The sequence below is a fragment of the Lactobacillus paragasseri genome (assembly GCF_003584685.1).
GTDB lineage: Bacteria > Bacillota > Bacilli > Lactobacillales > Lactobacillaceae > Lactobacillus > Lactobacillus paragasseri.
In genome coordinates this window covers 807,031-821,929 of the sequence record NZ_AP018549.1, presented here as the reverse complement: position 1 = coordinate 821,929, position 14,899 = coordinate 807,031, and the positions used below count along the sequence as shown (strand labels likewise).

Genomic DNA, 14,899 nt, shown 5'->3' with positions numbered 1-14,899 from the left:
TATAGTACTCTTTTTTGACAAAATAAAAAGGAATTTTCACAATAAAATTCCTTTTTTCCTATATTTTAATAAATATTTTCTACTTGTTCTTGAATTGTTGTACTGTTTAGAAATTCATCATAATTCGTATCAGCTCGACTAACAATTCCTTTAGGTCCAACTTCTACAATATGATCAGCAATCGTTTGAATAAATTCATGATCATGGGAAGTAAACAGAATTGATCCTTGATAATCTTTCAATGCATCATTAAGAGAAGTAATTGACTCTAAGTCCAAGTGATTTGTCGGATCATCCATTACCAATACATTAGCTGGTTCTAACATCATCCTAGACAGTTGGCAACGCACCTTTTCTCCACCGGAAAGCACCTTAATTTTCTTCTCAATTTCTTCTCCAGAAAAGAGCATTCGACCTAAGAAGCCGCGTAGGAAAGTATTATCATCCTGTTCTTTAGTAGCATATTGACGTAGCCAATCTAAAATCGTTAGTTCATCATTGTTAAAGTTAGCGTTCAAATCACGAGACATATAGTTAAAAGCAGTTGTTTGTCCCCATGTCACAGTGCCAGTTTCTGGTTTTATTTTACCAGCAATAATATCCATTAAAGCAGTAGTTGCTAAAGTATTGCGTGATAAAAAGGCAACCTTATCTCCAGGTCGCACAATAAATGAAACATGGTCTAAGATTTTTTCGCCATCAACGCTGTAAGATACGTCTTCAACCTTTAATAAATCGTTTCCTAAATCTCGATGCATTTCGAACTTAACATAAGGATATTTACGAGAAGATGGTTTAATATCGTCAAGCGTAATTTTTTCTAATTGTTTCTTTCTTGATGTAGCCTGCTTAGACTTAGATGCATTTGCTGAAAAACGAGCAATGAACTCTTGAAGTTCTTTGATTTTTTCTTCCTTCTTTGCATTTTGGTTAGCTGCTAATTCTGAAGCTAGCTTACTTGATTCATACCAAAAATCATAATTACCCATATAGAGCTGAATTTTGCCGTAATCAACATCACACATTTGTGTACATACTTGGTTTAAGAAGTGACGATCGTGAGATACAACAATAACAATATTTGGATAATCAGCTAAAAAATCTTCAAGCCAATTTACGGTGTGAACGTCTAAACCGTTAGTCGGCTCATCAAGTAAAAGAATATCAGGATTACCAAACAAGGCTTGCGCTAATAAAACTTTAACTTTATCTGCTTCTGGTAACTCGCTCATTTTACTTTGATGCAAGTCTTCAGGAATACCTAAAGATTGCAACAATTTAGAAGCATCAGCTTCCGCATTCCAGCCATCAAGCTCCGCAAACTTGGATTCAAGTTCAGCTGCCTTTACACCATCTTCATCACTAAAATCAGGTTTAGAATAAAGCTCATCCTTATCTTTCATTACTTGATAAAGTTCTTTATGCCCCTGAATCACTGTATCTAAAACAGTACAATCTTCAAACGCAAAGTGATCTTGATTTAAGCTAGACATTCTTTCATTAGCGTCAATAGAAATATTTCCTGTTGTAGGTTCAATTTTACCTTCTAAAAGTTTTAAAAAAGTAGACTTACCCGCACCATTAGCGCCAATTACTCCATAACAATTACCGGGAGTAAATTTTAAGTTAACATCTTCGTATAAAGTACGACCAGATAAATTTAAACTCAAATCTGAGACAGTAATCAAATTATTTTCCCCTCTTACATCTATTTTTTATAGAAAACGATCGACTGAAAAATTAGTGCAAACTAGTAACAAATGTAGCTAATCCAAATAAGATTCCTGGAAAATTAGCTACAAATAACGGCCAATCTTTTTTCTCTCTTAATAGGGCATATAAAACCCAAATAAAGCAGTTAATAGCCGCAACCAATGGTTGAATTGGATTACCATAATTTCCCTGCAAATTATTCATAATTTGAGGATATAAGAAACATACATCAAAACAGACAAGACAGATCCAATTCGTCCAATTGTTAACACAGTTTTATTATCAAAAGATTTAATTTTCTTTTTCAACTAATCTTCCTTTCTATCTATAGTATCTAGTTTACTTACTTTCCATAACTAACTCAAGCATAAAAAAAGAGATTGATCAAAAATCAATCTCTTTTTAAAGAAATATTAACTTAAATTAGTCTAAGTCAACGTTGTCTGGGAAGAATGCTAAACGTTCACCCTTACCAAGTTCTTCTTCAATTTCAAGTAAACGGTTGTACTTTTCAACACGTTCTGAACGAGCTGGAGCACCACTCTTCAATTGACCACCGTTAACAGCAACTGCGAAGTCAGCGATGAAGGTATCACCAGTTTCACCTGAACGGTGAGAAATCATAGTGTTGTAACCATTCTTACGTGAAAGACGAATAGTTTCAAGAGTTTCAGTAACAGTACCGATTTGGTTCAACTTGATTAATGAAGCGTTACCAGCACCTTCGTGAATAGCCTTGTTCAAAAGCTTAGGGTTAGTACAAATGAAGTCGTCAAGAACAATTTGGATACGGTCCTTGTGGCTTTCAGTGAACTTAACCATACCTTCAACATCGTTTTCATCGTATGGGTCTTCCATAGAAATTAATTCTGGGAATTCGTCAAGTAACTTGTCGTAGTAATCTGCCAATTCTTCGTCAGTAAGAACTTTACCTTCAAGGTGGTACTTGCCGTCTTCTTTGTTGTAGAAGTATGAAGCAGCACAGTCACATGCAATAGCAATATCTTCACCTGGCTTGTAACCAGCCTTAATAATTGATTCATGTAATGCCTTTAAAGCTTCTTCTGAGTTCTTCATGTTAGGAGCGAAACCACCTTCGTCACCTAAGCCAGTTTCGTAACCCATGTCTTCAAGAACTTTTTTCAAAGTGTGGTATACGTTAACAATCTTTTCAAAACCATCACGGAATGAAGTCTTAGCAACTGGAGTAATCATGAATTCTTGAATATCGATACCGTTGTCTGCGTGTTCACCACCGTTAATAACGTTGTGGAAAGTTTGAGGCATTTCAAGGTCAGTACCACCAAGGTAACGGTACAATGGTTGGTGGTTATCCTTAGCAGCTGCACAAGCAGTAGCCATAGATACACCCAAGATAGCGTTAGCACCAAGACGACCCTTGTTTGGAGTACCGTCTAAAGCGATCATAGTTGCGTCAATGTTTGGTTGATCGTGTGGATCTAATCCCTTTAAAGCATCGTTGATTTCAGTGTTAACGTTGTTAACAGCGTTCATAACACCTTTACCACCAAGACGTGAACCACCATCACGTAATTCAACAGCTTCGTTTTCACCAGTTGAAGCACCAGATGGAACTTCGGCCTTACCTACGACACCGTTTGAAAGGGTAACGAAAACTTCAACAGTTGGGTTACCACGTGAATCAAAGATTTCAAGTGCATGTATATTCTCAATAACTGATTTGAGCATTAAAAAAATCCTCCTTAAATTTGTGGCGAAAAATACAAACTAACCGAATTGGCACTAGTCAGTGTCTTTCGTCGCTTTTAGGCATAGCCCTTTTGACTACAGATTTATTTTAAAGCAACTTTGTGAGTATGTAAACTAAAGAAGGCAATTATTTTTTTGCAAAAAAAGATTGACCTTTTAAAAGGCCAATCCCAAAAGTTGTTGTGCAATTGTAAAACAAAATAGAGCTAAACTAGTCGCTCCTAAAACATCAGATGGATAATGTGCTCGCATGTTTAAGCGTGATATAACTACTAATCCCCAAGCAATTATCAAAATGATTAACAACCAAATACCCATAGTATGTCCAAAAATTTGCCAGAGCATTAATGACATTATTGTTGCACTTAAAACATGACCGCTTGGAAAGCTATATCCATCTCGATATGTTTTCATCGATAGAGGTCTTTGTCTTTTTACTGAATGCTTCAAAAAAATTCCAACTGCATCGGTTACTGCTAAAGTGCCAAGTGACCAAACTGCCAGCCAAGGATGATTAAGCAAAACTAAAAGTCCAGCTAGCAAAAAATCCCAAACTACAATCACCTTAGGCTCATTTAAAATCGTAATAATTTTCCAAATCTTGCTATCTCTATTTCTAACAAGCTTATGGTGCAATAAATGATCATAGAAATTAAAGAGACGTGAATTTCTAATATTAAATATTAATCCTAACAGAATTATCGCTGAAATCATTAATTGAATTAAACAATGTAATTTCACTTTTATCTAACCTCAATCAAATGTGCTAATGCTCATTGTAACAGCAAATAAATAAAAGACATATGTTTTTAAAATTTATTTAACAAATTAAGATAAAAATAGCGGTATATCAATATTAAATAATACTAATATACCGCTAGGCTATACGAAGTTAAGGAGAGTACAGGATTTGAACCTGCGCGCCGGTATAAGCCGGTTCGCCGGATTTCGAGTCCGGTGCATTGCCACTCTGCCAACTCTCCAATTGCAACGTTTTTATTATAGCAATTAAGAAATAAATGGTAAATAAAAAAATCCCAATTCTAAAATTTGTCTTCAAAAAGTCACTATTCTTTCATATTTTTCATGTATCTTAAAAATATACTGATTGACAATGAAAGGACTCATATTATGGCAAAGATAATTATTTACAAGCCCCGCAAAATAAAATTAATGCGCCAGGCTATTGAGCGTTACCTAAACCATAAAATTATTAAAAGCAATTAAATTTCTAGCCAACCGTTTCGGTTGGCTTTTTTGGTTAAAACATTTCAATAATTTTTTCCATTAACGGTGTAACTTGTCTATCCTTACGCCATACAATATTTAAATGAGTAACCCAGTGCGCATGTTTAATTGAAACAATACTACTTTTTGCGTATGTCTGCGCTATTGATTGGGGAACTAAAGCAATTCCTAAGCCTTCATCAGCCCAGTGAATTGCCGTTCGGGCATCATCGCAAGTTACTGCATAGAAAGGTCGAATCCCTTGATGACGAAAACTCCGATTGAATATTTCCTGAAAACGACGATATAAAATAATTGGCTTACCTTTTAATTGACTTAAATGTTCAATCTTTCCTCTATCAAAGTCATTATTATTTGTAACTGCAACCATCGGCTCTTGATGAAAATCTTTAAAATTCAATCCTTCAAGGTTAAACGGAGTTCTTACAATTCCTAAATCAATAATTCCATCTTGCAATTGTTCAATAATTCCAAAGGTATTTGCTTCATGTATTTCAAAAGATACATTGGGGTAATATTCAATTAATTTCTTAAATTGCTTATTCGGAACAACTCCTCCGCAAGAAGAAATAACTCCAATTCGAATTTTACCTAATTCACCTGTTTTAATTTGCCTTATCTGACTTGTCGCAGTTAAGCTAAGGTCAACAATTTTTTCAGCATACTTTTGAAAAGCCTTCCCCTCTTCAGTTAATTCCATCCCATGAGCATTTCTAATAAAAAGTTGTGCCCCAATTTCTTTTTCTAATTGTTTCAATTGATAACTCAATGGTGGTTGAGCAATAAATAATTTTTTAGCAGCCGATGTAATCTGTCTTTCTTCAGCTACCACTAAAAAATATTTTAATTGTTTTAGATTCATTATCGTTCATCTTCTTAATTGATATCTATTTTTTTAATATCTTATATCTTAATTTGATATTTTCTTAATAGCAAGAACTGCGCTAAAATACTTTAGGAAATAAAGATTTAATGGAGGATTTTCATGGAAAATAAAGACTTAAATGGACTGACTGACGCCCAAGCAAAAGAGCGTCTAAAAAAAGACGGTCTCAATGAAGTACCTGAACCTGAATTTAATTTCTTTAAAGAATTCATGTCAAAATTATGGAACTTATCTGCTTGGATCTTAGAAGCCGCCCTAATCTTAGAATGCATTTTGGGCAAGTGGATTCAGTCCCTATTTGTTTTACTGATGCTTTTGTTTGCTGCTTTTAATGGTGCAACTCAAAAGAAAAAATCTCGTCGAGTTTTAAATACAATTTCTCACGAATTAACTCCTACTGTTTCAGTAAAACGAAATGGAAAATGGAAGCAGCTTAATTCAAAGTTTTTAGCTGCGGGAGACTTAATTAGTTTAAAACGCGGAGATGTTTTGGCCGCTGATGTAAAAATTGTCCAAGGTCAAATTACAGTTGATGAAAGCTCTATCACAGGCGAGTCAAAAGCTATAAAAAAATCTGTTGGCAAAACTGCCTATGCTGGAACTACTGTAGTTGATGGTGATGCGCTTGCGACAGTAATTGCAACTGGAAGTAATTCTCGCTCAGGTAAAACTATTAACTTAATTAATAATTCTGCAGCTCCAGGTCACTTGCAACAACTTCTTACAAGAATTATTTACTACCTTTGTTTATTAGATGGAGTTTTAACCTTAATTTTAGTAATTGCTGCTTTAATTAGGGGACAAAATGTCATTGAAATGTTGCCATTCTTGGCCATGATGTTCATCGCTTCTATCCCGGTTGCAATGCCATCTACTTTTGCCTTATCTAACTCCTTTGAAGCTACGCGCCTTAGCAAAGAAGGTGTTCTAACTTCAGACTTAACAGGAATTCAAGACGCTGCTAACTTAAACTTGCTTTTACTTGATAAAACTGGAACTATCACCGAAAATAAAACCGCAGTTTCTCAATGGGATAATTTAAGCAAACTTCAAAATAAAGAGGTTTTAGCTTTAGTTGGAGCTGCAATAGATAAGCGTAGCCCAAGCATTATAGATACAGCTATTAACGACTATCTGACAGAAAAAGGAATTACTCCTGATATACCTAACTCTTTTACGCCTTTTACTTCCAATACTGGCTATTCGATGGCTGAAGTTAAAAACTACAATATTAAATTAGGTTCTTTTAAGCAGCTATCTTTAATTGATAAAAATGCTGATCAAGAGGCAAAAAACATTGATTTCACAGCGGGACGCTCAGTTGCTGTTTTAATTAATGATAAACTCTCCGGTGTATTTATTTTACGCGACAAAGTCAGATCAGATTCAAAAAAGGCTTTAGAAGAGCTTAAGAAGCGTGGAATCAAGCCAATTATGCTGACTGGAGATAATCGCAGAACTGCTGAAGCAGTTGCAAAAGAAGTTGGCTTAACCGGAAAAGTAATTTCAATTCACGATTTTAATGATAAAACTGATGTTAATGATTTAGCAGGAATCGCTGATGTGCTACCTGAAGATAAATTAAAAATGGTTAAACTTTTCCAGAAAGATGGTTATATTGTTGGAATGACTGGGGACGGTGTTAATGATGCACCAGCCTTAAAGCAAGCTGAAGTTGGAATCGCCGTTTCAAATGCCGCTGATGTTGCCAAACGCAGTGGTAAGATGGTACTTCTAGAGGATGGTCTTACTCCAATTGTTAAAATCTTAGATGCTGGTCATCGCGTTTATCAAAGAATGACGACTTGGTCTTTAACCAAATTATCTCGTACAGCAGAATTAACTATGCTTCTAACATTTGGCTACTTATGTTTCAACTACATCCCAATGGCCTTAAATGCAATGGTTATTTACACTATCATGAATAATATGGTAACGATGATGATTGGTACCGATAACACACATATCACTTATAAGCCAGAAAGCTGGAATATGCTTAAATTAGCCAAAATTGCTTTCTCACTGGCAGCTGGTTGGACTGTGATCGGTTTTGGTTTTGTTTGGTATCTGGTTTCTCACAATTATGCTCAAGGAACAGTATCAACAATGGTTTATGTTTACCTCGTTTTAAGTGCAATGTTAATTGTCTTAATCACTAGGACTAGAAAATTTTTCTGGCAATCAGCTCCATCAAAATCAGTTGCAATTGTTCAAATTATTGATGTTTTATTAACTTTTACACTCGCACTATTAGGCTTAGCGATGACTAAAATCAACTTTACCAATCTTGGATTAACAATAATTGTAGCTTTAATCGCCGCTATCGTAATTGATTTGTTCTATCAACCAATTATGAAAAATAAATAATTAAAAGAAGCAGACTACTATTTTGAAAGTAGTCTGCTTCTTTTTGCTCGCTAAGATGGAATTTTTAATGAACATTATTAAATAAATTAATTTCGATACGTTTCCTTAATAAATAAAACAGAAATTGCCGCTAAAATCCCGGAAATTCCTGCCGTTAGCATCATTGCAGGCATTGAACATTTTAAGAGTGGGAATAAGATAAAACTCAACAATGAAGCAATAATTTGAGGTAAACAAATTGAACAGTTAAATAAACCCAAGTATGTCCCCATATGTTTGCCAGATAAGGCATTTGAAACCAGCGTCAAAGGATAAGTATTCATCGCTGCCCAAGAAATTCCAATTAAAATAAATGACAAGATAAGTAAATTTTGAGATTTAATAAAAAAGATCGAGCCATATCCCACAGCTCCAAATAATAAACTAATTCCATACCCCAACTTATGATGATTATTTGGTACTTTTGCCAAAATATATGACCAAATTACTGCGGCAATTGATTGCACAGCAGTCAAAACGCCAAACCAGTTGCCTGCAAGCTGATATCCAGCAGAGGCTGGGTCAAATGCCTTCCATACATTAGCTGCGATTGCACCTGTAGCATAAGTTGATAAATATTGAAATGAGAACCAGCAAAATAATTGGACTAATGAAACTTCCCAGAAGACTTTCGGTGCTTTTTTTAATAAGACAAACCAATTTCCATCTTTTTTATTATCTTCTTCATTAATACCATGATAACGTGCATAAGTTTTAGGATCATATTCATGCACCTTTGTTACTGTTAACAAGCTAGTAATAACAAGGATTACGGCACCTACATAAAAAGAAATTACAACTGATTGTGGTACTACACCCTTTTTAGCAGTATTAGCAACTCCAAGAATAGTCAATAGAAATGGAAAAATGCTGCGATTACTGCACCAGAATTCGAAAGCATACTTTGAATGCCATATGCATATGATTTTTGTTCGTCATTAACCATATCACCAATCATCATTTTGAAGGGTTGCATAGCCATATTTGCAGATACATCTAAAATAGCAATTGCAATAGCACCAAATACCAAGGCTTCAACCGATCCATAACCTAAACCAAAACTTCCGATATTTGGTAGCAGTAGCATCATAATTACCGCAAAAATCATTCCAATTAATAAATACGGTAATCTTCTTCCGCCAAGCTTAGGTGCCCAAGTTTTATCAGAAAGTGATCCAATGGCTGGTTGAACAACTAAACCAGCCAAAGGCGGTAAAATGAAAAACCAACCTAACTTCGTAGGATCCGCACCCAAAGTTTGAAAAATACGACTCATTTGTGATGTTTCAAGTGTAAAAGCAATTTGGATACCTAAATACCCAAAATTAATCATCCAAATCACACTTTTAGCAAGTTCTGGTAAACCAGCTACTTTATCATTTTCATTCATAGTTTTCTCCCTCGCTATTTAACGCACAAGCGCTTTCAATATTTTATACTAAGTGAGGCTGAAAATGCTTTCAACGGAAAATGAAGTGTTACCGGTAACTAAATGTATCAAAAAAGCTAACAATTATTACAACTAAATAATGATTGTTAGCTTTTTATAAAGTTTATCATTTTTCTATTCTTTTATATTCTAAAAAATCGTATGCAAATTTATTTTTCTCATCTGCTTGATGAATTTCAGAATTAACTGATTTAAAATCTCCATAATTTATCTCTGGCATCAGAGTATCACCCTTAAAAACATGGTGAATCTTAGTCTTTTCTAAAATATCAACCTCGTCCATAAATTCTTCAAAGACTCTTCTTCCGCCAATAATATCAATTGTTTGGTTGCTATGATGCTTTATCCAGTTCTTTAATTCTTCAAGTTGAGAAAAAATTTGGACGTGTACATTATCTTGGTATTTACGCTGTAAAGTTGGACTAGTCGAGAGAATAATATGCTGTCTTTTAGGTAATAATCCAGGGAAACTTTCAAAGGTCCGTCTTCCCATAACAATTACATGATTAGAAGTTAAATCCTTAAAATGCCTTAGATCAGCTGGCAAATGCCAGGGCAAGGTGCCTTGATAACCAATATGTCCGTCTTCATCCTCTGCCCATATAAATCTTATCATTCTCAACTCTCCCTTATAAATTGTATAAACTAAACAGCGACAGGTGCTTTAATAGTACCATGATGCTTATAATTAACAAGTTTGATATCTGACATTTCAAAATCTTCAATCTTTTTCTTATCAGGATTTAACCAAAGCTTTGGTGAATCATAAGGTTTTCTAGTTAATAATTCCTTTACTTGATCAAAATGGTTCCGATAAATATGTGCATCCCCTAAAGTATGAATAAATTCACCAGGTTTAAGACCAGTTTCTTGAGCTATTAAATTAACTAGTAAAGAATAGCTAGCAATATTAAAAGGAACTCCTAAAAACATATCTCCAGATCTCTGATAAAGCTGAACACTTAAACGACCATCATTAACATAAAATTGAAATAAAACATGACAAGGTGGCAGCGCTGAATTTGGGACATCTTCTGGATTCCAAGCACTAACAATTAATCTTCTTGAGTATGGCGTCTTTTTAATTTGATCAATCACATTTTGAATTTGATCAATAAAACCTCCCTCTCGCTTTTGCCAGTGACGCCATTGAGCGCCATAAACATCTCCAAGATTACCAAATTTGGCTGCGAAGTCTTGATCAGCTAAGATTCGTTCGCCAAACCTCTTCATTTCTTCTTGATAAACTTTCTTAAATTTGGCATCCTTTTGACTTCTGAGCCCAAAATTAGTCATATCAGGGCCATGATATTCATCACTTTCAACCCAATTCTTAAATGCCCATTCATCCCAAATATGATTATTATGCTCTAACAAAAATCGAATATTAGTGTCTCCTCTTAAAAACCACAATAATTCACTTTTAATAAGACCAAAAGAAACTCTTTTAGTAGTTAAAATAGGAAAACCATCACTTAAATCAAACCGCATTTGAGCTCCAAATAAACTTCTTGTCCCCGTTCCAGTTCTATCTTCCTTATCATGACCCTCAGTCATAATTTTATTTAATAAATCCAAGTATGGTTGCTCTAAAGTTGCCATTGTCTTTCTTCTTTCTATTGCGCACGTTATAACTTAAATTATCATAGATTTAGTGCTTTGGTAAATACAAATACTATATTTTGTATATTTCGAGATATGGTAGAATTAATTATCTATACAATTGGAGGGATTTTAATGATTTTAACCTGGGATATCATTAGACGCATTATTGAAATACTTTGGTTAATTAATGTTGGCTTAGCTATCTGGACAGTTTTTCGCAGCCATCGTGATATTGCCTCAACCTGGGCTTGGCTTTTAATTCTATCGATCTTACCATATGTTGGTTTCATTCTATATTTATTTACTGGTCGCCAACTATCTCATGATGATATTTTTTCAATTAAAGCTGAACAGCAAAAATTCCGAGACCAGTTTTTAAATGAGCAAAATAAATTATTAAAGTTACATGATCTATTACCTAATAAAGATCAAAATCCCCGGGCACGAAGACTGGTTGAATTAAATTTAAACAATGACGATGCTCTCCTTACCTTTAACAATGAGGTAGAAACTTTTATTGATGGAAAAGTTTTATTTCAAAATCTCATTAAAAATATCGAACAAGCAAAAAGTAGCATCAATATTGAATTCTATACTTTTTATGATGATCAATTAGGTAACCAAGTTCTAAAAGCATTAGAAAAAGCTGCTAATCGCGGTGTTAAAGTTCGAGTTCTTTACGATGCTAGTGGTTCCCGCGGTACAAAGCCCTCCTTTTTCAATAAGCTTCGACAACTAGGTGGAAAAGCCCAACCATTTATTTCAACAGCTGGTAATCGTTTCTTTACTACCCCGCGTGCTAATTATCATTTACACCGAAAACTAGTTATCATCGATAATCAAATTGGTTATATTGGTGGTTTTAATATTGGGGATCAGTATGTTGATCGAAGCAAAAAATTCGGTCATTGGCGCGATACGCATTTGCGAGTTACAGGACAGGCAGCCCTCCTGATGGAAATTCGTTTTGCAATGGATTGGAATACAAGTTGTCGTAAATCTCATCTTTCTACATATAGTGTTGATAATTTAATTGAAAACTTCAGATTAAATGTTGTTCAAGCTAAGAACTTAGTTCCAATGCAAATTGTTTCTTCAGGTCCTGATAACAGTAATTTTGGTATTCGTCGTGCCTATGAAGAAATAATTGCGCAAGCCCAAAACTACGTCTACATTCAAACGCCATATTTAATTCCAGGTGACTCAATCTTAGAAGCCTTAATTATTGCTGCAAAAAGTGGCGTAGACGTTCGAATTATGATTCCATCTATGCCAGATCATCCCTTCGTTTATCGAGCAACTGAATATTACGCCAAGTACCTGGTTAATAACGGCGTAAAAGTTTATAAGTATGATAATGGTTTTATACATGCTAAAACCATTGTAAGTGGTTCTAATATTGCTTCAGTTGGCTCGGCTAATCAAGATTTTCGGAGTTACCAGCTTAATTTTGAGGTAAATGCTTTTACATACAATCCTGCTCTTACAACTGAATTAAAAGGAATATTTGAAAAAGATCTAAAAGAATCAACATTATTAACTAAAAAATACTTTAATGATCAATCTCACTGGCGCAAATTCAAACAGTATTTCTCAAGATTGCTATCACCTATTTTATAAAACTGGTAAAAATAAAAGAAGCCTCCTAGTTTTCTAAACTATAGAAGCTTCTTTTATTTTTTCGTTATTCTTCTTCATCAACTACAGTAACGCTTTTTCTTTCTTGATACGAATAATATATCCAAGCAATAATTCCAAAGGCTACTGGTCCAATAGCAGTCCAGAAGGATGTTGCATAATCTCCAGTAAAGAGCGGCTCAACACAAGTAAAGATAATATCAATTGCAACCACAAGCCAAACCACAAGTGTTACTGTCCAGACACGCTTTTTTCCCTCAATAAATACAAATGGACGATCAATTCCCTGCTTCATCTTAAAGAAAGGATAAGCTCCAATCAAAAATAAGTAAGGAGCTGACGATGAAACATTCATCATATCCATCAAAATAGTATAAAACTGACCCGCTGCATTACCACCAAAAGAGATAAATAAGATAATAACACTAACAATCACTGCCTGAACCCACATTGAACGTTCTGGCATGCCATGTTTATTCAATTTAACCAAGTTTTTAGGTAGAAGTTTAGGGTCACAGCCTTCAATAAAAGACTTAACAGGTGAATAAACCATTAAAAATGCTGCTGAAATTCCAGCCAATACATCAGCTAACCCAGCAAACCGAGAAAATGTTGCACCAAGTGTCAATGAAGCCGAATGAGAAAGTCCGAAAGCCTTTCCTGTTTCAACCCCCAAATTGTTAATCAAAACATATTCCACATTGGCCAAATCAACATTTTTGCCACTTAATTCGCTACTCCAATTTGCAGCAACTCCACACATTAAAATGTTTAAGACATATAAAGCTGTCATCCAGATCATAGCTGTGATCAAAGCTTTAGGAAAAGTCTTTTCAGGTTTATCAACAGAATCAATTACTCCTGCTGATGTCTCTAAACCACCATAAGCAAATAATGCATAAACAATGAATGACACCACAGCAATTGGAGATTGAAAAGCTGGATTAGGTGAATGAACTAGTGATTGCGTAGTCAACGGTTCTGCTAAATGTCCATGATTCAAAAAGAAAACTAAAATAGATACTAAAGTAAAGCCAATGGTAATAGCTAAAGTAAAAAAGCCACCAACATTACTTACAGCAGCAATTTTATCGACACCTTTAGCTGCAAAAAAAGTCACTACTACTAAAAATATTACTTCTAAAATTCCCAATAATTGTGTTGATGACAAACTTAAAAAATGCCAACTTTGCGTTGTATCATGACCTGAAATTGCAGTCGACACTGACACCAAGAAAAATTGAGTCGACGACACCAGCCAAACAACCCAAGCAGCTAGCCAAATAAAAGTACCAATAAATGCAGTTTTTTCACTAACTGATCCTTTAAGCCAAGAAAAAATTCCACCTTTAACTCCCTTAAAAGCAGCTCCATATTCTGCAAAAATTAATGCAGAAGGCAAAAAGAATAAAATTGCGGTTATAATGTACCAAACAATACTTGCATACCCCATTTGATAATAGGCAGTTAATGAATTGCTAAAGCCAAAAATGGCTGAAAAGATCATCAAAACTAGACTTTTTAATCCAATTTTGACGGATTTGTCTTTTTTCATAAAAAACTAAAACACTCCCTCTTTCAAACAAACATTAACTATTATGCGCTTTTTATTAAATTAATACAAAACTGATTGAAATTGAGCAAAATAAAAAAGGCCTTAATTCGGCCTTCTTAATAACTCTTATGCACCGTGGTACTTAACAAGAGAATAAATATCTAAATCAGGGAATTGTTCTCTTCCCTTCAAGTCAGTTAATTCAATATAAAATGCTGCACCAACTACTTCTCCGCCCAAGTTTTCAATTAATTCCTTAGTTGCGTGCAAGGTGCCTGCGGTAGCCATCAAATCATCGCAAATAACAACTTTTTGCCCTGGCTTAATTGCATCTTTATGCATTTCTAAGACATTTGAACCGTATTCTAAATCATAAGAAGCACTTTCTACTTCGCGTGGCAACTTATGAGGCTTACGAGCCGGTACAAAACCAATTCCTAATTCTGTTGCAACAGGACAGCCGACAATAAATCCACGAGCTTCAGGACCAACAATTACTTCTGCTCCACGACTCTTAGCGTATTCAGCTAATTCATGAGTAGCAGCTCGATATAGCTTCCCATCTTGCAAAATTGGGGTAATATCGCGAAAGATAATTCCCTTATTTGGGAAATCTTTTACACTTGCAATGTGTTCTTTAAAATCAATTGCCATTTAAAGAGAAACC

The 14,899-nt window shown here is 34.7% G+C and carries 10 protein-coding genes, 1 tRNA gene and 2 pseudogenes; 2 read left to right on the top strand and 11 right to left on the bottom strand.

Annotated elements, in window-relative coordinates:
- Positions 1 to 65: 65 nt before the first annotated feature.
- From LpgJCM5343_RS04010 to LpgJCM5343_RS03985, 6 genes and pseudogenes are all read right to left on the bottom strand, one after another.
- Entirely contained in the window at positions 66 to 1,688 is a 1,623-nt protein-coding gene (locus LpgJCM5343_RS04010) for an ABC-F family ATP-binding cassette domain-containing protein (RefSeq protein ID WP_101890626.1), read from the bottom strand.
- 52 nt (positions 1,689 to 1,740) lie between these two features.
- Positions 1,741 to 2,021 (bottom strand): annotated as a pseudogene (locus LpgJCM5343_RS04005) (hypothetical protein).
- Positions 2,022 to 2,136: 115 nt separating this feature from the next.
- Positions 2,137 to 3,423 (bottom strand): phosphopyruvate hydratase, encoded by a 1,287-nt coding sequence (gene eno, locus LpgJCM5343_RS04000; RefSeq protein ID WP_113576167.1) that lies wholly within the window; start codon positions 3,421 to 3,423, stop codon positions 2,137 to 2,139.
- A gap of 177 nt (positions 3,424 to 3,600) precedes the next feature.
- Positions 3,601 to 4,185, bottom strand: coding sequence for a phosphatase PAP2 family protein (locus tag LpgJCM5343_RS03995; protein WP_003649008.1), 585 nt, complete (start codon positions 4,183 to 4,185; stop codon positions 3,601 to 3,603).
- 154 nt (positions 4,186 to 4,339) lie between these two features.
- Positions 4,340 to 4,427: transfer RNA gene (locus LpgJCM5343_RS03990), tRNA-Ser, on the bottom strand.
- Positions 4,428 to 4,705: 278 nt separating this feature from the next.
- Positions 4,706 to 5,554 carry a LysR family transcriptional regulator gene (locus LpgJCM5343_RS03985; RefSeq protein WP_049159593.1) on the bottom strand — a complete coding sequence of 283 codons (849 nt, stop codon included), beginning with the start codon at positions 5,552 to 5,554 and terminating at the stop codon, positions 4,706 to 4,708.
- Positions 5,555 to 5,677: 123 nt separating this feature from the next.
- Here LpgJCM5343_RS03985 and LpgJCM5343_RS03980 point away from each other — a divergent pair, with 123 nt between their 5' ends.
- Positions 5,678 to 7,945, top strand: coding sequence for an HAD-IC family P-type ATPase (locus LpgJCM5343_RS03980; RefSeq protein WP_101890625.1), 2,268 nt, complete (start codon positions 5,678 to 5,680; stop codon positions 7,943 to 7,945).
- A gap of 86 nt (positions 7,946 to 8,031) precedes the next feature.
- On the opposite strand, the pseudogene LpgJCM5343_RS03975 reads toward LpgJCM5343_RS03980, so the two are convergent.
- From LpgJCM5343_RS03975 to LpgJCM5343_RS03965, 3 genes and pseudogenes are all read right to left on the bottom strand, one after another.
- Positions 8,032 to 9,374: pseudogene (locus tag LpgJCM5343_RS03975) on the bottom strand (SLC45 family MFS transporter).
- Between the two features lie 166 nt (positions 9,375 to 9,540).
- Positions 9,541 to 10,050 carry a dihydrofolate reductase gene (locus LpgJCM5343_RS03970; RefSeq protein WP_003649012.1) on the bottom strand — a complete coding sequence of 170 codons (510 nt, stop codon included), beginning with the start codon at positions 10,048 to 10,050 and terminating at the stop codon, positions 9,541 to 9,543.
- A gap of 29 nt (positions 10,051 to 10,079) precedes the next feature.
- Positions 10,080 to 11,036: a thymidylate synthase gene (locus LpgJCM5343_RS03965; RefSeq protein ID WP_077959062.1), complete on the bottom strand. Its 957-nt coding sequence runs from the start codon at positions 11,034 to 11,036 to the stop codon at positions 10,080 to 10,082.
- Positions 11,037 to 11,171: 135 nt separating this feature from the next.
- Between LpgJCM5343_RS03965 and cls the strand changes: the two genes are divergently transcribed.
- Entirely contained in the window at positions 11,172 to 12,659 is a 1,488-nt protein-coding gene (cls, locus tag LpgJCM5343_RS03960; protein ID WP_039156906.1) for a cardiolipin synthase, read from the top strand.
- Positions 12,660 to 12,723: 64 nt separating this feature from the next.
- Here the strand turns inward: cls and yjeM are convergent, their stop codons facing one another.
- Entirely contained in the window at positions 12,724 to 14,232 is a 1,509-nt protein-coding gene (gene yjeM, locus LpgJCM5343_RS03955) for a glutamate/gamma-aminobutyrate family transporter YjeM (protein WP_101890624.1), read from the bottom strand.
- Positions 14,233 to 14,358: 126 nt separating this feature from the next.
- Entirely contained in the window at positions 14,359 to 14,886 is a 528-nt protein-coding gene (locus LpgJCM5343_RS03950; protein ID WP_003647467.1) for an adenine phosphoribosyltransferase, read from the bottom strand.
- Positions 14,887 to 14,899: the final 13 nt, after the last annotated feature.